Origin of the sequence: Sphingomonas sp. PP-CE-1A-559 (assembly GCF_004340965.1) — a bacterium.
Taxonomy (GTDB): domain Bacteria; phylum Pseudomonadota; class Alphaproteobacteria; order Sphingomonadales; family Sphingomonadaceae; genus Sphingomonas.
Genome location: NZ_SLYA01000004.1, coordinates 258,411 through 281,724, shown reverse-complemented (window position 1 = coordinate 281,724; position 23,314 = coordinate 258,411). Strand labels below are relative to the sequence as shown.

The 23,314-nt window shown below is 66.3% G+C and carries 19 protein-coding genes and 1 riboswitch; of the genes, 10 read left to right on the top strand and 9 right to left on the bottom strand.

All coding sequences use genetic code 11. The features are described from left to right. Window positions 1-74: 74 nt before the first annotated feature. Together C8J42_RS14760 and C8J42_RS14755 are read right to left on the bottom strand one after the other, a co-directional pair. Complete coding sequence (locus tag C8J42_RS14760) at window positions 75-1,157, bottom strand: catalase family protein (protein WP_133020652.1); 1,083 nt, start codon at window positions 1,155-1,157, stop codon at window positions 75-77. An 8-nt stretch (window positions 1,158-1,165) separates the two neighbouring features. Then, window positions 1,166-3,205, bottom strand: a complete 2,040-nt coding sequence (locus tag C8J42_RS14755) for an L-dopachrome tautomerase-related protein (protein WP_133020651.1) — start codon at window positions 3,203-3,205, stop codon at window positions 1,166-1,168. A 210-nt stretch (window positions 3,206-3,415) separates the two neighbouring features. On the opposite strand from C8J42_RS14755, the gene C8J42_RS14750 reads away from it, so the two are divergent. Then, window positions 3,416-3,877 (top strand): hypothetical protein, encoded by a 462-nt coding sequence (locus tag C8J42_RS14750; RefSeq protein ID WP_133020650.1) that lies wholly within the window; start codon window positions 3,416-3,418, stop codon window positions 3,875-3,877. A gap of 59 nt (window positions 3,878-3,936) precedes the next feature. On the opposite strand, the gene msrB is transcribed toward C8J42_RS14750, so the two are convergent. Beyond that, window positions 3,937-4,386, bottom strand: a complete 450-nt coding sequence (gene msrB / locus C8J42_RS14745) for a peptide-methionine (R)-S-oxide reductase MsrB (protein WP_107961427.1) — start codon at window positions 4,384-4,386, stop codon at window positions 3,937-3,939. Between the two features lie 16 nt (window positions 4,387-4,402). Next, window positions 4,403-5,164, bottom strand: a complete 762-nt coding sequence (locus C8J42_RS14740; RefSeq protein ID WP_133020649.1) for an SDR family oxidoreductase — start codon at window positions 5,162-5,164, stop codon at window positions 4,403-4,405. Between the two features lie 161 nt (window positions 5,165-5,325). On the opposite strand from C8J42_RS14740, the gene C8J42_RS14735 reads away from it, so the two are divergent. From C8J42_RS14735 to C8J42_RS14705, 7 genes are all read left to right on the top strand, one after another. Further along, window positions 5,326-5,790, top strand: a complete 465-nt coding sequence (locus tag C8J42_RS14735) for a DUF4126 family protein (protein WP_133020648.1) — start codon at window positions 5,326-5,328, stop codon at window positions 5,788-5,790. Window positions 5,791-5,850: 60 nt separating this feature from the next. Beyond that, window positions 5,851-7,914: a TonB-dependent receptor gene (locus tag C8J42_RS14730; protein ID WP_133020647.1), complete on the top strand. Its 2,064-nt coding sequence runs from the start codon at window positions 5,851-5,853 to the stop codon at window positions 7,912-7,914. Window positions 7,915-8,227: 313 nt separating this feature from the next. Continuing rightward, a riboswitch (cobalamin riboswitch) is annotated at window positions 8,228-8,428 on the top strand. A 115-nt stretch (window positions 8,429-8,543) separates the two neighbouring features. After that, window positions 8,544-10,442 carry a TonB-dependent receptor gene (locus C8J42_RS14725; RefSeq protein ID WP_133020646.1) on the top strand — a complete coding sequence of 633 codons (1,899 nt, stop codon included), beginning with the start codon at window positions 8,544-8,546 and terminating at the stop codon, window positions 10,440-10,442. Then, the gene (locus C8J42_RS14720) at window positions 10,439-11,245 is read left to right on the top strand and encodes an ABC transporter substrate-binding protein (protein WP_133020645.1); all 807 of its coding nucleotides are present in this window, start codon (window positions 10,439-10,441) and stop codon (window positions 11,243-11,245) included. The genes C8J42_RS14725 and C8J42_RS14720 overlap by 4 nt, the downstream gene beginning before the upstream one ends. A gap of 157 nt (window positions 11,246-11,402) precedes the next feature. After that, window positions 11,403-12,371, top strand: coding sequence for an iron ABC transporter permease (locus tag C8J42_RS14715; protein ID WP_133020644.1), 969 nt, complete (start codon window positions 11,403-11,405; stop codon window positions 12,369-12,371). Further along, window positions 12,362-13,141 (top strand): ABC transporter ATP-binding protein, encoded by a 780-nt coding sequence (locus C8J42_RS14710; RefSeq protein ID WP_056065208.1) that lies wholly within the window; start codon window positions 12,362-12,364, stop codon window positions 13,139-13,141. Before C8J42_RS14715 ends, C8J42_RS14710 begins: the two co-directional genes overlap by 10 nt. A gap of 49 nt (window positions 13,142-13,190) precedes the next feature. Further along, on the top strand, window positions 13,191-14,216 hold the full coding sequence (locus C8J42_RS14705) for an alanine racemase (protein ID WP_243644480.1): 1,026 nt from the start codon (window positions 13,191-13,193) through the stop codon (window positions 14,214-14,216). Window positions 14,217-14,220: 4 nt separating this feature from the next. Here the strand turns inward: C8J42_RS14705 and C8J42_RS14700 are convergent, their stop codons facing one another. From C8J42_RS14700 to C8J42_RS14685, 4 genes are all read right to left on the bottom strand, one after another. Further along, the gene (locus tag C8J42_RS14700; protein WP_133020642.1) at window positions 14,221-15,204 is read right to left on the bottom strand and encodes a 2OG-Fe(II) oxygenase; all 984 of its coding nucleotides are present in this window, start codon (window positions 15,202-15,204) and stop codon (window positions 14,221-14,223) included. An 80-nt stretch (window positions 15,205-15,284) separates the two neighbouring features. Next, window positions 15,285-18,623: a TonB-dependent receptor gene (locus C8J42_RS14695; protein WP_133020641.1), complete on the bottom strand. Its 3,339-nt coding sequence runs from the start codon at window positions 18,621-18,623 to the stop codon at window positions 15,285-15,287. 189 nt (window positions 18,624-18,812) lie between these two features. After that, window positions 18,813-20,000, bottom strand: coding sequence for an acetyl-CoA C-acetyltransferase (locus tag C8J42_RS14690; protein WP_133020640.1), 1,188 nt, complete (start codon window positions 19,998-20,000; stop codon window positions 18,813-18,815). 33 nt (window positions 20,001-20,033) lie between these two features. Further along, a complete protein-coding gene (locus C8J42_RS14685) occupies window positions 20,034-21,029 on the bottom strand; it encodes an alpha/beta fold hydrolase (protein WP_243644456.1) in 996 nt (331 codons plus the stop codon). Between the two features lie 77 nt (window positions 21,030-21,106). Between C8J42_RS14685 and phaR the strand changes: the two genes are divergently transcribed. Both phaR and C8J42_RS14675 read left to right on the top strand, forming a co-directional pair. Beyond that, window positions 21,107-21,649, top strand: a complete 543-nt coding sequence (phaR, locus tag C8J42_RS14680; protein WP_056065197.1) for a polyhydroxyalkanoate synthesis repressor PhaR — start codon at window positions 21,107-21,109, stop codon at window positions 21,647-21,649. A 12-nt stretch (window positions 21,650-21,661) separates the two neighbouring features. After that, window positions 21,662-21,850: a hypothetical protein gene (locus tag C8J42_RS14675; protein WP_133020638.1), complete on the top strand. Its 189-nt coding sequence runs from the start codon at window positions 21,662-21,664 to the stop codon at window positions 21,848-21,850. 15 nt (window positions 21,851-21,865) lie between these two features. On the opposite strand, the gene C8J42_RS14670 is transcribed toward C8J42_RS14675, so the two are convergent. After that, window positions 21,866-23,308: a hypothetical protein gene (locus C8J42_RS14670; RefSeq protein WP_133020637.1), complete on the bottom strand. Its 1,443-nt coding sequence runs from the start codon at window positions 23,306-23,308 to the stop codon at window positions 21,866-21,868. Window positions 23,309-23,314 lie beyond the last annotated feature (6 nt).

Below are 23,314 nucleotides of genomic sequence, written 5' to 3'. Positions count from 1 at the left end.
CCCGCTAGTCCCACGGACTAGCGGGGTTTTTATTTGCCATGAGCGCAAGCCGGGTCCCCGAAGGGACCTTTGTCTCAGGCGGGTATCTGGTCGACCGAGGCGGTGTTTTCGGCCTTGGTGCCGTTCTCGTCGTGACGCAGCTTCGACAGCGCGTGATAGACCTGTAGGCGGGCGCGCATCACCGAGCCCAGCGGGCGGTGTGCCGCCAGTGAGTGGGCGGGGCGGAACGTCATCACATCGTCGAAATAACGGACGCGGGCGGCGCTATAGGCCTCCTGCCGCGGAATGCGGATCGTCGCGACGGTCAGGTAGCGGCTCTCCTCCTCGGGCCAGTCGACCGAGGTGTCTTCGATCGGCTGCGTCTCGGCGTTCGCCCAGAGTTGCACGCGCAGTTCGAAGACCGCGTCGTGTTCGCCAAAATAGCGGACGGCGGCATGGCGGAATCCATCCTCGTCCTGCTTCGGGTCGAGTTCCCAGTCCTTCAGCGCGGCCTGTTCGGGCGAGGCGGGGAAGGCGCCGATCTTGGCAACGAAATCCCCGTAGCGGATCGGACATTGGCTGAAATACGGTTCGGCGAGCGGATGACTGAAGGGATGACCGAAAAAGTCTGCCTTGGGGCTTTCGGTGCCGACCGCGTGCAGTGCCTTGTTCACGTTGCGCGCGAGGCTCGACACCGCGCTCTTGAAGCCCTCCGGCAAGGGTACTGCCGCACCGATCTTCTTGGCATCGCTCAGGAACCCCTGCGCGGTGCCGGACGGAAAGGTCGTGCCCGTCGCGAACACGAAATCCTGCGTGTCGGCATCGTGGCCCGACAGCTTGTCGCCGGGTACGTCGAAGATCTTGATCGCCATGCCGCGGTGCGTCGAGACGCGGTCGCCGAGCGTCTCGCCCGGCCCCTGCGCGAAGCGGATCGCGACGGGGTGCGTGCCGGGCGTCGCGAACACGCCTTGTGCGAGTTCGGGCGGCAGGCCGGGCGCGATCGTCAGTTCGCCGATCACGCACGCCGAACTCTTCGCATGGCTCGCGCGGACCGCATGGCCCTCGCGCTTCTCGACGGTTTCGGTCTGCTGCGACATGCCCTGAATGATGCCGTCGATCGATTCCTGCTCGTTGGGCTGGATCGTCTCGATGTCGTCGCTGTAGCGGAGATAGGTCATGTCGGGCCTCACTTTGCGGGTGCGAACGAGAACAGCTCGGTCTTGAGCGACGCGGGCGCCCCGGGCTTGAACCAGTTGGTGTCCTGGATGTGGCTGGCGGTGACGTAGATGCGGCCATCCGGACCTTCCGAGAACGTATCGGGCCAGCGCAGGCGGGCGTCGGTCAGCACCGGCTCGACATGATCGCCGACCAGCCGGGTGATGCCGTTGTTAACCGGCGACGTCAGGTAGAGCGTGCCCGCCTTGCTCATCCACAGGCCGTCGGCGACGTGCGTCTGCGCGACGGTCTTCACGCCCGCGGCCCGCGTCGCCTCGCTGACGCCGTCACGCAGCAGCGTGGTGTCGATCGAGTAGAGTGTCTTGCCGGTAAGCGCCTGATAGTAGAGCGTCTTGCCGTCGTTAGAGATCGCGATGCCGTCCGCGGCGAAGGCGGGCTGGCGACCATCGGGGCGGACGAGCGGCTTGCCGTCGGTCATCACCTTCACGGTCTTGTCGATCTGCGTTGAGCCATGGCCGTCGAGCGCGCGGAAGCCCTTGCCGGTTTCGAGATCGATGACGATGATCGCGCCGCGCGTCCCGGAATCGGTGATGTAGCCGGTCTTGCCGTCGGGCGAGAAGCGGATGTCGTTGAGGTAGGTGCCCTGCAACGCGACGTCGAGCGGCACCTTGATGACCTTGGTCACGCGGTTGGTGGCAAGGTCGATCTTGACCAGCTTGGGCGCACCTTCGAGGATCTTTTCGTTACCGGGCGCGCCGGGATCGAGCACCCAGAGGTTGCCGTGGCCGTCGGGGACGATCGACTGCACGCAGACGAAGTAATCGCCGACCGGCATTTCCGCGGACTTCGCGTTGCGCCAGCTGTTCCACTTGGCGTCCGGATAGGCCTTGAGCGAGCCGTCCTTCATCACTTCGGCGACCGAGATCGGCGCGTCGTCGGTCCAGCGGGGGAAGTTGACGAAGCGACGGCCGTCGGCGGTGACGGCGACGCCGGTCGCCTGGTGATCGAACTGCGCGACCTGGGTGAGCGGGCGACCGCTGGTCTGCGCTGCGGTCTGCGCGCTGGCGACGCCGATCGCCGCGGCGGCGACGACGGCGATCGCGGCAGCGCCGGCGAGGAAGGGCTTGGTCTTGGACATTGTAAGGCTCCGGTCGGTGGTGTCGGACAGGTCGGCGGGATTGCCGGTGAAAAGCTGGATGAGATGGCGCGCGACCGCGTCGGGGACTTCGCGCTGGATGAAATGGCCGACGCCGTTGAGCGTCACGAACGCGAACGGGCCGGTGAACTTGGCGGGTACCGAAGTGCTCGCCGATGGCGGGTTCACGCCGTCGACCGCGCCCTGGAAATACATCGTCGGCAGCGAGAGCGTCCTTGTCGCCTTCACCTTGTCCTCGAGCCACTGGCTGCGCGGATCGGGTTCGGCCTCGTTCCAGCGCGCGCGGTAGCTGTGCAGCGTGACGTCGGCCCAGTCGGGGTTCTCGAACGATCGTGCGACGCGGGCGAAGGTCGCTTCGTCGAACCAGCCGGGGGGCGACCAGTTGACCCAGTGGATGTGCGCGAAACCCTTGTGGTCGTCGCGAACGGCCTGCGCACCGCGCGCGGTGGCCATGAACCAATGATACCATTGGCGTTGCACCTGCTCGAACGGCGGCGTCGGCATGCCGCCGAGCCGGGGCGGCGTCGCGAGCATCGCCATCCGCTCGACGCGGTCGGGCCAGCCGACCGCGAGTGCCTCCGCGGTGTTCGAGCCCCAGTCATGCCCGCCGATCATGAACGTCTCGATCCCGAGCGCGTCCATCAGCGCGATCATGTCCATCGCCAGGATCGCGCTGTTGCCGGTGCGCGGTGCATTCCCGACGAACCGGGTTTCGCCAAAGCCGCGCAAGGTCGGCACGATGGTCCGCAATCCGGCCGCATTGAGCGCGGGTACGACCTCGTCCCAAGTCGATGCGTCGTCGGGCCAGCCGTGGATCAGCAGGACCGGCTGGCCATCGCGCGGCCCGGTATCGGCATAGGCGAGTTCGAGATCGTCGGTCGTCTGGATCGGCATGATGGTCCTCGTCGGATCGGGGCGTCGAGATCGTGGTGGAAGCTCACGGTGGAGCGGGCCGACGCGAAGGGTCCTGGTAGCGAAACAGTCTCGGCCGCCTGCTGTTCCGGCGGCTAAGCCAATGATTCGCAAAGATGATCGGGCGGCACGACGTGGTGGGCCGATTTGCGATCTGCGCGTTGGGGACGGCAGAACTTCAGGAGCACGACGATGGATCCACGACGGATGGCCGGCGCGGTCGCAGGTGGCCTGGTGGCCGGGCTGGGCATTACTGCGCTGCTGATGGCGGGCGAGCGCAAGAGCGGCGAACCGTCCGAGATCGTCACGCTCGAACGCAAGACGGCGGAGAAACTGGGCATCGACCCGCCGGCCGCGGATGCCCTGCCGTCGTCGCGTGAGCAGGCGGTCACGCAGGGCGGTCACCTGTTGCTGTCTGCGGCGGCGGGGGCGGTCTATGCCGCGACCGTCGACGAGGAGGCGTCGGTCATCGGCTCGGGCATGGTGTTCGGCGCGGCGTTCTATGCGGCGATGCACTGGATCACGGGGCCGTTGCTCGGTGTGAAGCCGCCGGAGTGGCAGGCCGATGCGAAGACGATCGGCATGCACAGCGTGAACCATGCGGTGTTCGGGTTGGTCACGGCGCTGGGTGCGAAGCTCGCGACCCGGCGCTGAAATCGAGTATCAGTAAGACGTGACGGTGTGCGTGTGTGGCACACCGTCACGCGTCACCGTCAGCCTGCCGCGTCGACCTGCGGCAGGTAGGCGGCATACCCGTTGGCTTCCATCTCGGCGCGCGGGACGAACCGCAGCGACGCCGAGTTGATGCAGTAGCGCAGGCCGCCCTTGTCCTGCGGGCCATCCTCGAACACGTGGCCGAGATGGCTGTCGGCCCCCGCCGAACGGATCTCGGTACGGACCATGCCGTGGCTGCGATCGTGGAGTTCGGCGACGTGCTCGGGCGTGATCGGCTTGGTGAAGCTCGGCCAACCGCAATGCGAATCGAACTTGTCGGCGGACGCGAACAGCGGCTCGCCCGAGACGATGTCGACGTACAGACCAGGCTCGCGCGTGTTGAGATATTCGCCGGTGCCGGGCCGCTCGGTGCCGCTCTGCTGCGTGACGTGGAACTGCTCGGGGGTGAGCTTGGCGATCGCCTCGTCGGTCTTCTTGTAGTCGGTCATGGTGATCCTCTCGCGCTCAGGAGAGCGCCGGTTGGCCGTTCGAGGCGGACAGGCCGCCGTCGACCGGCAGGTTGACCCCGGTTATATAGTGCGCGTCGGCGCTAGCCAAAAACGCGATCGCGCCGGCGATGTCTTCGGGCTGTGCGCCGCGTGCCATCGGGATGCGCTCCTCGAATTTCGCGATCAGGTCGGGCTGGTCCTTCATGCCGGCTGTCAGCGCGGTGTAGGTCAGCGACGGGTTGACCGCGTTGACGCGGACCCCGTGCTTCGCCTCGTCCATCGCGAGCGCACGGGTGAAGTTGGTCACCGCGCCCTTGGCCGCGCAGTAGAAGCTGTGGTTCCAGTCGCCGCCGAGGCCCGATACGGACGAGACGTTGACGATGCAGCCCTTGTTCGCGCGCAATGTGGCGATCGCGGCGCGGCTCATGTGGACGACGCCGTAGAGGTCGGTTTCGATGACCTTGGTGAATTCGGAGAGGTCGCCCTCGTCGAGCTTGCCGAGATGGTCGACGCCGGCATCGTTGACCAGCACGTCGATGCGGCCGAACTTGTCGATCGCGTGCGCAACCAGCGCCTCGCAGGCGGCCATGTCGGACACGTCGGTTTCGAGCGTTTCGACGGTCGTGCCGTCGAGGCTGGCGGCGACCTTCGCGAGGCCGTCCGCGTCCTTGTCGCCGAGTACCAGCGTCGCGCCCTCCGCGGCGAAACGACGCACGGCGCCTTCGCCGATGCCGGAGGCGGCGCCGGTGATCACTATGATCTTACCATCGAATCTCATCGATCTGTGTCCTGAAGCTTTGGGGAGATACCGCGATGAACGACCGACATGCGTACCGGTTTCCTTGCTGAATCAAAGGGATCGGCGGTGGGCTTCAAGGGCGGACCCTGGCTGGTCTCGCGCGCGTTGATGCGTTCGAACCTGCTTTTCCGGAGAACATCATGCTCGCATCCTTCCTGATGGGCCTCGTCGGTGGCCAGCGCGCGATGACGCCGCTCGCTGCGGTCGCCATCGCCGCCGCTCGTGACGAACTGCCCGCCGACAATGGTGCGCCGAAGCTGCTGTCACACCCCGTCGTCGCGGCGGGTGCGCTGGCGCTCGCGATCGGCGAGATGGCGGGAGACAAGCAGAAGACCGCGCCCGACCGGATCGTTGCGATCGGGCTGGCCGCGCGGTTCGTCACGTCGGCGATCGCGGGGGCTTCGCTCGTCCCGCGGCGGCAGCGGTGGATCGGTGCCGCGGTCGGCGGACTGACGGCGGTGGCCGCGTCCTATCCCGGCTGGCGTGCGCGGATGGCCGCGATGTCGCAGTACGGCCAGACGCCGACGGGGTTCGTCGAGGATGCGGTGGTTCTTGGCGGCGCGGCGGCGATTGCGCGCAACGCGGCGAAGCTCGGCGCCGTTTGAAGTCGGGCCTGACGTCGGAGGCGTATTCCGGGCGGGCGGAAAAGCTGCCATGCGGCGGCGATGATCCGTATCTCGCTCTCTACGCTCGCCTTAGCGCTAATTTCTTCCGGGAGCGCGGTCGCGCAGACGACCGTTGCGCCTGCCGACCAGTCGGCTGACATCGTCGTCACCGGGCGCGGGCTTGCCGATGCGCCCGGCGACCGTGCGTACGACATTGTCACGATCGACCGCGACCGGATCCAAGCGAATGCGAGCAATCGTCTTGAGAGCGTGTTGTCCGATGTCGCGGGGCTCCAGCAGTTTCGCCGGTCGGATTCGCGCAGTGCCAATCCGACCAGCCAGGGGATTTCGTTGCGCGGGATCGGCGGCAATGCCTCCAGTCGCGCGCTGCTGATCTTCGACGGCGTGCCGCAGGCGGATCCGTTCGGTGGATGGGTCGCGTTTCCGGCCTATGCGACGGGGCGGCTCGGGCGCATCCGCGTGACGCGTGGCGGCGGGAGCGGGTATCAGGGGCCGGGCGCGCTGGCCGGGACGGTCGAGTTGGATAGCGCCACGCCGGAACAGGCTGTGCCTTTCCAAGGCAGTGTCGCGTATGGCAGCCGGGATTCGGTCGATGCTCAGGGGTCGGCTGCACTGGTGCGCGGGTCGGGGTTTGCGACCTTGTCCGGAGCTTACGCCCGCGGCGATGGCTTCACCCCGAGCGTCGAGGAGAGCCGGGGGATCGTCGATCGCCCGGCGCCGTACGAGCAGGCGTCGGGCGCGCTGCGGACCGTCGTCGGGATCGATGCGAAGACCGAATTGCAGATGAATGCGAGCGCGTTCACCGATCGGCGCGACCGGGGGAGCGACTTTACCGACAACAAGAGCGAAGGCGCGGATGCGAGCGTCCGGCTGGTCGGGCGCGGGCGCTGGGGGTATTCGGCGCTGGCGTATCTGCAGACGCGCGCGTTCGCGAGCAGCTTCAACAGCATCAATGCCGCGCGGACGACCGCGATCCAGTCGCTGAACCAGTATAATACGCCCGCCACTGGGCTCGGCGGACGGATCGAGATCGCGCCGCCGCTGGGCGAGAGAATCACGCTGCGGCTGGGGGCGGACGTTCGCGATGTCAGCGGGAAGACTCAGGAGCTTTATACGTTCATCAACACCGTGCCGACGCGGCGGCGCGAGGTCGGCGGGAGCACGACGACGACCGGCGTGTTCGCGGACGGCAGCCTGGTCGCGGGCGACTTTACGTTCAGTCTCGGCGGGCGGGTCGATTGGTGGTCGATCGATGGCGGCTATCTATCCGAACGGCCGCTGGCTGGCGGCGCTGCGTTGACCAATCTCCGGTATGCGGACCGCGACGGCAGCGAGACGACGGGGCGGGCGGGTGTCGCGTATCAACCCGTCGAGGCGATCACGCTGCGGGCGGCCTGGTATCGCGGGTGGCGACTGCCGACGCTCAACGAGCTGTATCGGCCATTCCGCGTCGGCAACGATGCGACCGCGGCGAACGCGCTGTTGTCGCCGGAGCGGCTGACGGGGGTCGAGGGTGGGGTGACGCTGACGCCTGCGCCGGGGGTGAGCATCGCCGCGACCTATTTCTACAACCGGCTCAAGGACGCGATCGCCAACGTCACGACGACCAATCCGCCGCAGGTGTTGCCGGGTGTCGCCACCTACCGCGTTCGCCAGAACCTCGACGCGATCCGCGCGCATGGGTTCGAGCTGGATGCATCGTATCGGCCGGGGCCTTTCGGTGTGCAGGCATCTTGGTCGCACACGAACTCGAAGGTCGAGGGATCGGGGATCACCGCAGCGCTGGACGGTTTGCGACCGGCGCAGACGCCGCGCGACCAAGTGTCGGGGACGTTCGACTGGCGGCGCGATGCGGCGGCGGTGTCGCTGACGGTGCGGCATATCGGGCGGCAGTATGACGACGACCAGAATACGCGGGTGCTCGATCCGGCGACGACGCTGGACGGGTATGCGGCGCTGCCGATCATGCGCTCGCTGGTTGCGGAGGTGCGCGGGGAGAATCTGTTCGACGAGCGCGTCGAGGCGGGGATCAGCGGTGCGAACATCGTCGAGCGCGCGACGCCACGGACGATCTGGGTCGGGCTGCGCTACGGGGGGCGGTGATATCCTCCCTGCCAGGGAAACGAAGACAGCATGTTTCCCCGCGAAGGCGGGGACTAGACTGGCCTCCCGCCTTCGCGGGAGAACATTTTGGGCGAGCACTGCCATTCATTAAAGCCACCACCCCGGCGAAGGCCGGGGCCCAATTAGAAAGGTGGCAATAACGAGCCACCGCGCTCCGTTATCGACGTCTCCCAATTGGGCCCCGGCCTTCGCCGGGGTGGTGGGATGGACCATGAGCCTGCTGACTCAGCGCCACTCCGTCCGGCGGGGAGGATGAATAGGCGCCGCGTTGACCCGTGTCTGGCGCGCGACTAATGTCGCCTACGTGAAGGGTTCCCGGCGACGGGATCAAAAGGGAAGTCGGTGCGCGGATATGTCCGCAAGACCGGCGCTGTACCCGCAACTGTGACCGGCTAGCGGCCACCCCGATATGCCACTGGGTCTCGACCTGGGAAGGTGGGGTGGGCGCGGCGACCCGGAAGCCAGGAGACCTGCCTGTCACGGTCGATCCACTGCGCAGGCGGGTGTCCGGCGCGGACGAGTGCTCCGGTCCAGCCGGGTTTCCTCGAGCGAGAGACGTCTGGCCGCCCGGCGAATGGTCGCCGGCGGTTCTGGTTAGGACGCAGCCGATGACGAAATTCTTCCTTCTCCTGAGTGCCGCGGCGATCGCATCGCCCGCCTATGCGCAGGACATTCCCGACGCCGACGCCCCCGAAATCGTGGTCACCGCGACTCGCGCTGCGCAACCGCTGAGCGAGATCGGCCAAGCCGTCACCGTCATCGACCGCGCCGAGATCGAGCGCCGCCAGACCACAATCGTCTCCGACCTGCTCGCAACCACGCCGGGCGTGACGGTCACGCGCAACGGCACGGTCGGCGCGCTGACCAGCGTTCGCATCCGCGGCGCCGAGGCAGACCAGACGCTCGTCGTGATCGACGGTGTGCGCGTCAACGATCCGTCGTCGACCGGCGGCGGCTTCAACTTCGGCAATTTGCTGTCGAGCTCGGTCGAGCGGATCGAGGTGTTGCGCGGCCCGAACTCGGTGCCATGGGGCAGTCAGGCGATCGGCGGCGTCGTCAACATCATCACCGCCGCGCCGACCGAAGGCGTGCAAGCGCGCGCCAACGCCGAATATGGCTATGCGGACAGCGTGTTCGCGAGCGCGGGCGTGTCGGGCAAGTCGGGGCCGGTGTCCGGATCGCTGACCGGCGGCTATCTGCGCACCGACGGCATCTCGTCCGCAGCCAGCGGCACCGAGCGCGACGGCTATCGCCAGTACGGCGCGACCGGGCGGGTCGGCGTCGAGTTCGCGCCGGGCATTGGCCTCGACCTGCGCGGCTATTTCGCGGACAGCAAGGTCGACATCGACGACGGTTTCGACCCGAAAACGTTCGTGGTCGCGGACAGCCTTGCCTACGGCACCACGCAGGAGCTGTACGGCTATGCGGGCCTCCATGCGAACCTCGCCGATGGTCGGTTCAACAACCGCGTGGCGTTCACGATCGCCGACATCAACCGCGACAATTACGCGCAGCCCGGCGGGGACGTAACGTTTCTCGGCCGTGGTCGCAGCGAACGCTACGAGTATCAGGGCGACTTCCGTCCGCTCGACCAAGTACGCGTCGTCGCAGGCGTCGAGCGCGAGAACAGCCGCTTCAACGACGGCAGCACCTTCGCGCATACCGGCATCACCAGCGTCTACGGCCAGCTGATCGTCAAGCCGCTCAACGTCCTCACGGTAACCGGCGGCGTCCGTAACGACGACCACGACGATTTTGGCAGCCACACGACGTTCGGCGCGAACGCCGCGCTGGCGTTGCGGACCGGAACCACCGTCCGCGCGAGCTATGGCGAGGGCTTCAAGGCGCCGACCTTGTACCAGCTCTTCTCCGAATACGGGAACGGCTTCCTCGCTCCAGAGACCGCACGCAACTTCGATATCGGCGTCGAACAGGCGTTTCTCGGTAATCGTGCCCGGGTCGGCGTCACCTATTTCAGCCGCCGCACGCGCAACCAGATCGACTTCCGCGATTGCAGCCCGACCGAGTTGGAGACCCCCAATTCGATCTGCGCCAACCGCCCGTTCGGCGTCTACGACAACGTCGCGCGGGCCGAAGCGGATGGCGTCGAATTCACGCTCGCACTGCGCCCGGTCGACGCGCTGACACTGACGGCGAATTACAGCTATATTGACACCGAGAACCGCTCGATCGGAAACAATTTCGGCAACGACCTCGCGCGCCGTCCCAAGCACACCGCAAGCGTCGACGCCGATTACCGGTTCGCATTCGGACTGTCCGTCGGCGGTACCGTGACGATGGTCGGCGGCAGCTTCGACGACGCCGCCAACACTACGCGCCTCGACGGCTATGCGCTGGCCGGCGTCCGTGCGGAGCTGCCGATCGATGAGCGGTTCGCGGTCTATGGCCGCGTCGATAACCTGACCGACTCGCGGTACGAAACGATTGCAGGCTACGGCAATTACGGCCGCGCGGCCTATGGCGGCGTGCGGTTGCGCCTGAAGTGAGGCGTGCGGCGATTCTCCTCGCGCTCCTGCTCGGGGGCTGCGCCAAGCCCCCGGGTGTTGCTGCGCGCGGAGGCGGGGGGATCGTCTCCACCAATCCGTGCGTGGATTCTGTGCTCGTCCGCATCCTTCCACCCGCAAGGATCGCCGCGATCAGCCATTATTCGCAAGACCCCTCCGCGACCTCGATCCCGCTCGCCGTCGCGCGGCGATTCCGCGGGATCGCCGGGACCGCAGAGGAAGTGATCGCGCTCCACCCCGATCTGGTCATCGCCAGCACCTACACGCCGCCCGCGACTCAGGCGGCCTACGCGCGCGCCGGACTGAAGACGCTGCTCGTCGGCATCCCCGACACGATCGCCGAGAGCCAGGCGCAGGTCACGCAGATCGCAGAAGCTGCCGGAGCGCCGATGGGCGGCGTACGGATCAACGCCGAGATCGACCGCGCATTAAAGCGCTGGAGCCGCAAGGACAACGCTGCGCCGAGCGCGTTGCTCTATATCAGCGGCGATCTCGCGACCGGGGGGAGCACGTTGCTGAACGACATGATGACGCGCGTCGGCTTCCGCAACGCCGCCGCGACCTATGGCCTGACGCATACCGGCACGCTGTCCGCCGAGACGATCGTGACACAGCCACCTGCCGTCGTGATCGCCCCTGAACGCGCCAGCCGTGGCACGACACTGCGCCGCCGCCTGCTGCCGAACACGCCGCAAGCCGTCTTCCCGCGCGTCCTGATCAATTGCGGCGGCCCGACCATTCCACCGGCGCTCGAACGCCTCGCCGCCATTCGGGCGGGGCTGTGATGCGGCGACTATACCAGAACCACCCCGGCGGCGGCCGGGGGCCAATTGGAATGGCGGAAGTAACGGAGTGCCGCGCGCCGTCACGACCGTCCCCCAATTGGGCCCCGGCCTCCGCCGGGGTGGTGGCGGTGGTCGGCATGGGCGAGGAGGCGTTTTGATGACCCGCACGCTCAAAGTTATCGTGCTCGTCCTGCTTGTGATTCTCCTATTCGGCCTGTCGCTCGGCTGCGGCAAGGTCTGGGTGCCGGCCTCTGCCTGGTTCTCGACCGACCCGCGCTGGTGGATCATTCTCGAGCTACGTCTGCCACGTGCGGTGCTTGGGCTAGCGCTCGGCGCCACGCTCGGGCTGTCGGGTGCGGTGCTGCAGGGCTATCTCCGCAACCCGCTCGCCGACCCGGCAGTCGTTGGCGTGTCGTCGGTCGCAGCGCTCGCGGCAGTAGCGGCGATCGTGTTCGGGCTCGGCTCGAGCCCCGCGATTTTCGTCGCAGCGATGCTTGGCGCCGTCGGTGCGGTCGCGCTGCTGGCCACGCTGACGTGGCGGTCGCCGAGCGCGATCACCTTCATCCTCGCGGGCACGGTGCTCTCGAGCCTTGCCGGCGCGCTGACTGCGTTCCTGATCTCGATCGCGCCGAACCCCTATGCGGTCGCCGAGGTGATCGACTGGATCATGGGCGCGTTGACCGATCGCGGCTGGGACGACGTGACGCTCGCGCTCCCGCCGATGGTCGTCGGCGCCGTGCTGCTGATGCTCACCGGCCGCAGTCTCGACGCGCTGTCGCTCGGCGAGACTGCGGCGCGCTCGCTAGGCATACGGATGGGTCGCGTCCGGTTGCTGGTGGTGCTCGGCACCGGCCTAGTGGTTGGCGCAGGCGTCGCGGTGACCGGCGTGATCGGCTTCGTCGGGCTGGTCGTACCGCACCTCCTGCGGCCGATCTTCGGCCACCGCCCGAGCGCCTTGCTACTCCCCTCCGCACTCGGTGGAGCGGCGCTCGTGCTCGCTGCCGACAGCCTCGTCCGCCTCGCACCCGGCGCTGGCGAAGTACGGCTCGGCGTCGCGATGGCGATGATCGGCGCGCCGTTCTTCCTCGGATTGCTGGTCAAGGAACGGGGCCGCGCATGGATCTGATTATCGACACACTGCGCGTGAAGCTCGGCAAACGTACCGTCCTCCACGACGTCTCCGCGCATCTCCGCCCCGGCCGAGTCACCGCGATCCTCGGCCCCAACGGCGCCGGCAAGAGCACGGTTGTCAAGGCGGCTGCCGCGCTCGTCGACCGCAGCACCGGCAGCGTCCGCCTCGATGCGCAGGACGTCGCCAGTATGGATCCGCGCGCCCGCGCACGCGCGATCGGCTATCTCCCGCAGGACGCAACGGTCCACTGGAACATCGTTGCGCGCGATGTCGTCGCGCTCGGCCGCCTTCCGCACCTCGGCGCCCATGCTGCCCCGTCGCCCGAAGACCGCGACGCCGTCGACCGCGCGATGCACGACACCGAGACCACGCACCTCGCCGATCGCCCGGTCGGCGAACTCTCCGGCGGCGAGCGCGCGCGCGTCCTGCTTGCGCGCGTGCTGGCGGGCGAGCCGCGCTGGCTGCTCGCCGACGAACCGCTCGCGAGCCTCGACCCGTCGCACCAGATCGACCTGCTCGCCCGCCTGCGAGGCTATGCGCTCGGCGGGGCAGGGGTGGCGATCGTCCTCCATGACCTCGTCCAGGCACAGCGCGCGGCCGACGACGCGCTGCTGCTCGCCGATGGCCGCGTCGTCGCGTTCGGTCCCGTGGCCCAGGTGATGACCGCGGAAACGCTCGGCGATGTATTCGGAGTCCGGGTGGCCGGGTTGGACGACGGCAACGGCTGCCTGCTCGTGCCGGTCGGACGCATCGAGGCGGCATAGACGGTCGACGCGCCGCGCCCGCGGCACTATCCCACGCCGGGTGATCGATATTCATGCCCCCCTCCGCCTGCGCCTAGACGGCGACGCTCTCGTCCAGAACTGGCGCACGCTCGACCGCATGAGCGGCACCGCAGCGTGCGGCGCCGCGGTGAAGGCGAACGGCTACGGTCTCGGTGCGATCGAAGTTGCGCGGCGGTTGGCGGGCGCAGGTTGCCGCGACTTCTTCGTCTCGAACTGGCAGGAAGCCGCCGAACTCGCGCCGCTGGGCCTGACCGTCTCCGTCCTCCACGGCGTCCGCGAAGAAGACATGCCCGCCGCAGCCGCCGGCTTCGCCCGCCCGGTCCTCAACACCCCGACCCAAGTTGCGCGCTGGAAAGCGGCCGGCGGCGGCGCGTGCGACGTCATGGTCGACACCGGCATCAACCGCCTCGGGGTGTCGGTGGACGATATTGCAAGCGGCCTGCTCGACGGCCTCCAGATCGAAACGCTGATGAGTCATCTGGCCTGCGCCGACGAGGACTCGCCGATGAACGCGGAACAGCGCGACCGTTTCGCGGCGTTGGTCGGTAGGACGACGGCTAAACGCATGAGCTTGGCGAACTCGGGGGGCGTCGCGCTTGGCGAGCGATATGCGTTCGACCTGACACGGCCCGGTCTTGCTCTGTATGGCGGCATCCCCCTGCCCGAACTGGACGATCTGATCCGACAAGTGGTCAGGCCCGAAGCGCAGATACTACAACGGCGTCGCGTTCCGAGGGGCGGGAGCGTCGGTTACAATGCGCAGTGGTATGCGCCTGTCGATACCGAGGTGGGAATCGTCAACCTCGGCTATGCGGACGGCTATTGGCGGGGTTTTTCCAATATCGGGACAGCGTCGTCTGTTGCGGGGAACGATCTGCCGGTTCTGGGGCGCGTTTCGATGGATCTGGTGGCGATCGCCTTGGCGGGGGACGAGATCGAGGGGGACTGGGTGTCGTTCGACTATCGACTTCCTGCGGCGGCGGCGGCGTCAGGCATGAGCCAGTACGAGTTGCTGACAGGGCTGGGCGGCCGGTTCGTGCGGATGTGGAATTGAGCGATCATGCCGCGTTTTCGGGGCCGGTCCAGACACTGAACGGTCGCGCGCGAATCCAGCGTGTTGCAAGCCACTTGACCCCGGCGGTGACCGGTTCCCCTGCATGTTGCGTCGCCGGATCGATCGAGCCATCCGCGCGAACATTGTCGAAGATGATCGCATCGCCGGTGCGCGGCGTCACCCTGAGCGCGTTGTTCACGAAATAGGTCGCGCCGCCAGCAAAGCCTTCGTTCAGATAGACCAGGACAGTCCGTATGCGCTGGTTGCTTGTGCCCGGCAATGCATCGACATGCGGTCGGAACTGCTGCCCGGCTCGGTAGCGCAATACCGACAGCGCTTCGCCTTGCCGCCAGTCTGTCCCGGTGACGGCCGCGAGGCGTCGGTTCAGCGCCTGGACGACCAGCGTCTCGCGGGTCGGGCCGATGACGGCGCCATCGGACGTGCGGACCGGGTTGGCGACGTTACGCCCGGTCCGCGGATCGGCGACCGTCGCGGGTTGCAGCATATCGGCCGCGCACTGGGCGATATGGAGGCACTCCTCGTGCGTAAATAGCTGAGCGATATGCCGAACGCCGGGGTTCTCGCCGATCCTTTGCGCGTCCGGTGGATCGATCGGCGCGCCGTCTTTGGTCAGCGTCATTGCATCAAGAAGGGTCAGCTGGTCGGCGGCGACCCGGTCGGTTCCCGCCGCCGCGTCGAGCAAAGCGCGGGCCCCGGCCCAATCCGCCGGGGCACCACTGCCGTTCGCAGTCAGTGCGATCTCGACGAGCGCCGCATCTGGATTGCCCAGCGACGTCGCCTGTCGAAGCAGCGCGCGCGCGCCCGGCAAATCGCGTGGGACGGGAGTACCCGCGAGCTTCCACGTCGCATGCCGGAACACCGCATCGACGTTGCCCGAATGGCCAGCCTGCTCGATCAGCATCACGGCGTCGCGAACGCGGCCTGCGGCGAGCAGGCGATCGGCTTGCGCAACGGGATCGTGGATCATTCGTCACCCATCGAAAAAAAGGGGGCCGGTGGAAACCACCGACCCCGCAGTATCGCACGTCAAGTTCGTTTGGAACCAGATCAGAAGCGTGCGCGGACGCCCGCATAGAAGTTCCGCCCACGGATGTCGTAGATCGAGCTGCCGGCACCGGTGCCGGAGCTGCCGAGCGGTGGCAGTTTGTTGAGCACGTTGTCGACACCGAAGTAGAACTGGAAGTCATCGCCGGCACCGCCCTGGTTCGACAGGTTCCAGGTGAACCGTACGTCGTTGTAGAAGACGTTCGGGTACTTGCGGATATCCGAGTAATCCGCGTTGACTGGTGGACAACCGGCAGGCGTGCATGCCGATTGCAGTGCGTTAAAGTCTTCGTACGCGTTCACCCACATCGGCCCAATATAGCGGAGCCGATAACCGAAGCTGACCGCACCTACGCTAAGGTCGGTGTCGAAGCGGACTTCGTCGACCGGATCGCCTAGTTCGCCGAGCAACCTGTTCTCGAATGACGGGATTGCCGGGTTCTCGAAGTTGCTGCTTTCAAGGCCGTGGACATAGATCACACTTGAGTTGATCCGGACGTCATTGGCAATTTCCGCACGGTAGCCGACGTTGACGTCGATGCCGCGACGGACGCGCTTGGCAAAGTTCACGCCTGCCGACACTAGCGAGTTGCCGAGAATCTGACCCGGCTGTTCACCGAACGATCCGGTGCCTGGCCCACGGAAGCGCGTGAAGAGCGAGCAGAAAATGTTGCTGGTCGTAGCCTGATCGTAGCAGTTGTTGGCGATCGTCTGCGCCGTCAGCGAGACGATGACGTTGTTCACCTTGATGTCATAATAATCGACGCTCAGCGACAGGCCGGGCACGGCACGCGGTGTGAACACGCCACCCAGAGTGAGCGACTTAGAGGTCTCTGCATCCAGGTTCGGATTGCTGCCGCTGATGATGTTCAGCGAATACGAGACGTTGGGCAGTCCTGCGAGCAAGCCGGCACCGAGGTCGGCGAGGCAGTTGCCCGCACGATTGGGGTTGTTGGCGATGTTGCCCGACGCGCAAGGATCGAGGAAGCCCGGTGCGAAGTTGGGCACTGCCGGGAAGCCGGTTTCCGACACGTTCGGTGCACGAACCGACTTGCCGTAGTTCGCACGGAAGCGGATGTCGGGGATCGGAGCCCATTCTCCGCCAAAGTTGTACGTATAGACCGTGCCGACGGAGCCCTTGTAGTCGGACACGCGCCCTGCACCGTTGAACGTCAGCTCATGGAAGAACGGCATGTTCTTCAACAGCGGAATGCGGATTTCGCCGAACGCTTCCTTCACCTCGAACGCAGGCGGGTCGAACTCCCCGATGATGACCGCATTCGTTGCGCCGCTCTCGACGAATGGATCGTTCTGGTAGCGTGCGCGCTCCTTGCGATATTCGCCACCGAGCGAGAAGCCGATCGGACCACCTGGCAATTCGAACAGCTGGCTCAGATCGCCGCCGACGAAGCCCTGGATGTCAAGCTGCGATAGGCTGGCCTTGTGTCGGGCGTTGTAGCGGAAATAGTTTGCCGCCGCTGTGTTATCCGCGCCACCGAACGGATTGTAGGGAACGCAGGCCGCGATGTCGCTGGCGAGACGCGCGTCGCTGCCGGCGAACGGTACCGCGGAAGCCGCATCGAACTGGGCACGGCACTGGATCTGGCCGTTTGCCGGGTTACGGCCCGCATCAAGCGACAGCAGGAAGCGCTGCTTGTCGAGATAGCCGAACGTCGTCGTGTCTTCCTTGAACTTGCCGTAGTTGCCCGAGATTTCGTAGTTCCAGTCGTCGTTGAAGTTGCCGCGTACGCCACCGACGATCCGGTAGGTGTCACGACGGAACTTCTCGTCGCGAATTCCGGAGTCGGCAAGGACACGCGAGTCCACGAAGCGATAGGTTCCAGCTGCGATTGCCGCGCGATCCGCTGCGTTCAGAGGGCCGCCGATACCTTGACCGCCGAACGTCGAGCGGCTTCCCGTCGGCGAGCAGGCGGCCGTCAGGCTGGTGTTGCAGCCTGACGCTAGGATTGCATTGGCAAGCGTTGCGCGGTCAGCCGGATTGAGGAACGGGTTGTCGAGGCGAACGCGCTCGCGCAGATCCAACTGGCTAAAAGTCCCCTGGATGAACGACGGTCCAGCGTTGGATCCGACCGCATCGACACGATTCCACTTGGCTTCGATAAAGGGCACGAATGCATCGCTGACCTTGAAGTGGCCAAGGAGGTTGAAGTTCAACCGCTGCTGGTACGGCAGCACCGACAAAAGTTGACCTTCTCGACCGGTCTGGCCGTTGCCGCCGAGAATGCCGCCGATGATACCTTGGCCGTAACGGGTGCCGGTCTGGGGCGTGAGGCGTCCGTCCTGCGAGAAGACGTAGGTGCAGTTATACGCCGTGCCACCCGTTGTGCCGGGCGCCCCGTTGGTGGAGCCGATCCCCGTACCGCAACCGGGGTTGGTCGACAGCTGCGTGATCGGGACCAGACCATAGCGGTTAATGGCGGCGCTACGGATGTCGCGGAGGAAGATACGATCTGGGAAACCGTCGCTGCCGTTGGGCAGGCCTGCAGGATCAACATCGACGATGCCAAGTCCGTCAACGCGGCGGAACGAGGGAATGTCCGATCCGAAAACACGCTCCTGATGCGAGTATTCACCGTGCAGCGTCAAATTGCCACGGCCATCGGCGAAGTTCTTGCCGACCATCGCCGACACGTACTGATTGCCGCCGAAGCCCTTTTCGGAAACGCCAGCCTGGCCGCGGATCTGCGCGCCGTCGTAGCTGTCGCGCAGCACGAAGTTGACGACACCGGCGATCGCGTCAGAGCCGTAGACCGACGATTGAGCACCGGTAACGATGTCGACCCGCTCGATCAGGTCGTTCGGAATTGAACTGACGTCGGGCGAAACCGCGTTGTTAAGGATATCGGCTGGAACGTGACGACGGCCATTGACCAACACCAGTGTACGCGACGTGCCGAGTCCACGAAGATCGAGCAGGCTGAGACCGGCGATGCCGATGCCCGAGCCGGGATTCTGCTGCGAGAACGTGCTGCGCAGCTGCGGCAGATCGTTCAGCGTGTCACCCACGTTGGTGTTGCCGCGCTGGAAGAAGACGTCGCCAGCGATCGAGGTGATCGGGACGGCCGAGTCCAGGTTAGGGCGACGAATGCGTGAGCCCGTAACGGTGATTTCACCATTTTTGGCTTCTTGGCCGTCTGCGCTCTCCAGCGTCGTGCCGTCCGGGCAAGGCGACCCCGGGGTTGGCGTGCAAGCCTGAGAATTAGCGCCGTCGGGCACTCCTCCGGCCGTCGCGGGTGCGACCTGCGCGGATGCCGTGGACGGCAGGATGACAGCTCCGGCCGCAAGGATCGTCGCAGATAGAAAATCACGTGCTCTAGACAATTAATGTCCCCCATTTTCCGGCACTTTTGCCGTTATGAGCAACATACAGCCCGCATCGCGGCGAACTGGCAAGCCTGGGTTCAGGTTGAGATGAGCTCGCCTGTACGTTTGCAACCGGATGTGACAAAATCGTCACATTTTGTCACATGCGTTGGCGCTATCGATACAAAGTTACGGGATTTTGGGGTCTTACCGCTCGATACACATGGCGATCCCCATGCCGCCGCCGATACAAAGCGTGGCGAGTCCCTTCTTCGAATCGCGCTTCTGCATCTCGTAGATCAGCGTCGTCAGGACTCGGGCGCCGCTGGCACCAATCGGGTGGCCGATCGCGATGGCTCCGCCGTTGACGTTGACCTTGGTCACGTCCCAGCCGAGTTCCTTGCCGACCGATAGCGCTTGCGCGGCAAACGCCTCGTTCGCCTCGATCAGGTCTAGGTCGGCTAGTGTCCAGCCGGCCTTCTCGAGCGCGCGCCGGGTGGCGGGGACTGGGCCGATACCCATGATCGACGGGTCGACGCCGGCCGAGGCCCAGCTCTTGATCGTCGCGAGGATGGTCGAGCCGCGGCGTTCGGCTTCGTCGCGGCGCATCATGACGAGGGCGGCGGCGCCATCGTTTAGGCCGCTGGCGTTAGCCGCCGTTACCGTGCCGTCCTTCTTGAACGCGGGCTTCACACCGGAGACGCTCTCGATCGTCGCGCCGGCGCGGATGTATTCGTCGTCGGCGACCACGGTGTCGCCCTTGCGGCCCTTGATCGTGACGGGGGCGATCTCGTCCTTGAACCTCCCTGAGCCGCGCGCGGCCTCGGCCTTGTTCTGCGAGGCGACCGAGAAGGCGTCCTGCTCGCCGCGCGTGATCTGGTACTGCTCGGCGAGGTTCTCGGCGGTGATGCCCATATGATAGCCGTTGAAGACATCGGTCAGGCCGTCGCTGACCATCGTGTCGACGAGGCTGAGATTGCCCATCTTCTGCCCGCCGCGGATCGATTGCGCGTGCGCGGAGAGCGACATCGATTCTTGGCCGCCCGCAACGACGATGGTCGCGTCGCCGGTCTGGATCGCCTGTGCCGCGAGTGCGACCGCGCGAAGGCCGGAGCCGCAAACCTGGTTGACGCCCCAGGCGGGGATTTCCTTGGGAACACCTGCGGCCATCGAGGCCTGGCGGGCGGGGTTCTGGCCTTGGGCCGCGGTGAGGACTTGGCCGAGGATCACTTCGGAGACGTCTTCGCCAGCCACGCCAGCCTGTTCGAGCGCTGCTTCGATCGCGATGCGGCCGAGTTCGTGCGCGGGTACGCTCGCGAACGCGCCGAGGAAGCTGCCGACGGGGCTGCGCTTGGCGGCGGTGATGACGACGTCATGGGGGTTCAGGTCGGTCATGTCGGGATCCTCTATGGTTGGACCCCATGTAGGTCAGCCGAGCGCGGCGATCCAGTTGGCGAGCGGTTCCCAGAGGCGCGAGCGCGCGGAGCGGCCGACGATCATGCCGACATGGCCTGCGCCGAGGTCACGGCGGTCGGCGAGGCCGATCGCGGTGGCGGCGGGGACGATGCGGTCGCTGAGCGAGACGAACTCGACCGTGGGGCAGGTGAGCGCCAGCGGATCGACGGGGGTGCCGGCGATGACCCAGCCGCCTTTGCCGGGGAGGTCGTTGGCGATGCAGTCCTCGAACAGAGAGGCGGCGGCGGCGTAGGGTAGGGGCGCGCCGGCGTTGGCCCAGTCCTCGAGTCGGACGAACGCGCGCGCCGCGTCGCTGTCTGGGGCGAGGTCGGCGAAGGCTTCGTATTTGGCGATGGTGCGTGCCGGGTCGAGTTGCCAAAAGCCGGCTTGGAGCACTTCCATCGGGAGGAGGCCGAGCATCGCGGCGGCGGGCTGGACCGCAGCCCAAGTCGCGGCGAGCGTGGGCCGGCCCTCGCCGTAGCCTTCGAAGTGCCAGGGGGCGGCGATCGTTGCGACACCGGCGGTGGACGTGATCGCAGCGGCGCCCAGTGCGAGCGTACCGCCGAGGCAATAGCCGACGAGTACCGGCGGCTCGGGGAGTGCCTGGAGCAGCGGGACGAGCAACCGCTCGACATGCGCCGCCAGATCGAGGTCGCGGTCCGCGTCGCCGGGTGATCCCCAGTCGACCAGCCAAACGTGGAATCCTTGCTGGGCGGCCCATTGCACCAGCGAAGACTCGGGCGAATGATCAAGGATATCGGGCGGGTTTATCAACGATGGGACGAACACGACGGGACGTCCTTCGCCGCCATAATCGCGCAACGCGACCCGGCCGGCGCGATGGATCGCAGGCCGCGGAACAGGGTGTTCCTCTCGCGGTGCGCCCTGATAGGCGCGCAATCCCGCTAGCGCGCGGGCCATGCGTTCCGGCGATGCTGCAGTCTCGTTGCGCAGCACGGAAAGGAACAAGGGTAAGGGCCTCGGACCTTGTTGCGGTGCGTCATCAAAGACTGTAGCCTCCGTTTCAAACATAAGACGGGGGATCCATGAAGAAGCAAAAGGCTGCCGACGGAATCGTCATCATCAAGAAGTACGCCAACAGGCGGCTCTATAACACCGAGTCGTCATCCTACATCACGCTCGATCATCTCGCGACGATGACTCGCGAGGGACGCGACTTCAAGGTGGTCGATGCGAAGACCGACGAGGACATCACGCACAACGTCCTCACGCAGATCATCATGGAGGAGGAGAGCCGCGGCGAGACGATGATGCCGGTGAACTTCCTGCGCCAGCTGATCTCGATGTACGGCGATTCGATGCAGACGATGGTGCCCGGCTATCTGGAGGCGTCGATGGACAGCTTCCGTCGCAACCACGACCAGTTCAAGTCTGCGGTCGAAGGCGCGTTCGCGAACTCGCCCTTCGCCGACATCGCCAAGCGCAACCTCGAAATGTTCGACGCCGCAACACAGGCGATGACGCCGCCCGCACCTGCGCCTGCACCCGCCGCCAGCAAGGACGACGAGATCGCTGCGCTGCGCAACGAACTCGCCAAGTTGCAGGAAAAGGTCGAGAAGCTCGGCTGAACGCTTGGACTGATGGGGGCGCCGGTGTTGTGGAGTGCGAGCGGCGGACTGGCCATGCTGGCCGTTGTGGCGGGGCTAGGCGAACGTAGACGCCGCCGTCGGCGCGATCCGGATTCGGTGGGCTGGGTCGACTGGCCGACCGTCCAGATGCTGGCGCTGATCGGACTCGCGGTGACGATCGGCCTCGCGTTCAAGACCTGAGGTAAGCGCGCCTCGTCATCGGGGAGCGTCGGTACGCAGGCGATAGACGCTCTGCGGCAACCCGCCGATTTTCACTGAGCCGACCAATCGATACCGCGTTGCGATCGCGCGCAGTACCAGCGCCTGGGTCGCGAGGTTCGTGGTGGGCTTGGGCGCGCGTACGACGATCACGCCGGGCCGGGCTGCGAGCAACCGCGCGACTTCCACGACCGGATCGACTCCCGTGCCGTGCGATTCGGCCGTCTGGCCAAGATGACTGCGGAAGATATACGGCGTCGGTAGGCAGGACCGGGTCAGGAAATAGAGGATCGGCTCGCTGCCATAGGCGAACATGCAGCCGCGGGGTTGCTGGCCGATCATCTGAACGAGTTGCGCGATCTGGCGCGCATTGCCGCGCCGTCCGATGCGGACGCTGGTCATGATTGTCGCCGCGAGCGCGCCGAACACCAGCACGGCGGCAAGGCGGACCATGGTCGTGCGGACGGTCGGGCCGCTCAACCCCGTGCCGGCGGCGACCGACAGCGGCAGCGCGAGGGGCAGCAGGTAGAGCAGCTCGAACGTGTGCATGATGAGGATCGCGATCACCGCCGCCGCGAGCCATCCGAGCGCGAAGCTTCCCGCCCGACGGCCACGCCATGCAAGCCAGGCGAGCGGGAGGCTCATGCCGACGCCGCCCAGCAGCTTCAGCAGGTTTGAGCTGAGCGTGTCGTCGTCCTGCTGACCGAAGATCGACAGAAAATTGGCGAAGACGAAGGCGTCACCGCGGCCGGCCGCGGCATAGACCGCCCAGGCAAGCGCGGTCGGGAACAGCGCTGCGCCGATCCACAAGGCGGCATCGGCCATCAGGCGACCGATCGACCGCCCATCGCGATACGCGGCCCACACCAGCGTCAGGCCGAAGAATATCCCCTCGAACATGGCGGTGTATTTGATCTGCATCGCCAGGCCGATCAGCAGCATCGCACCGGCACCGCGCAAGGAGATATGCCGGTGGCCGCGCGTCGTATCGAGCACCAGCAGCGCAGCGGCCGCCATCAAGGCATTGCCCCATATTGCCGACTGCCCGCCCGCACCGTCGAACACGATGATCCAGACGAGATAGATCAGCGCCGCGCCGACGCTCGCCACCGGGTTCGCGTCATTGGAGGACAGGCGGCTGACGATCCGCGCGACCAGGAATGCCGTGGCGGCGGCGACGAGCGTCGCGGCAAGCTGGTACATCAGCACGCCATCGCCGCCGACGCTGCGGATGCCGGCGAAGATCAGGAACAGGCCGACCGGCTTGCGATCGAAGATGTCGACGAACGGCCATGCGCCGTGCAGCAGGCGATCGCCGACCAGCAGGTAGAATTGCTCGTCGCTATGGATCACCGGATTGCCGAAGAACGGACTACGGAGCGCGAAGGCAACGAGGAGCAGCAAGATTGCCTGCCCCGATCGGTGACGCAGGCTAAACATGGGCAG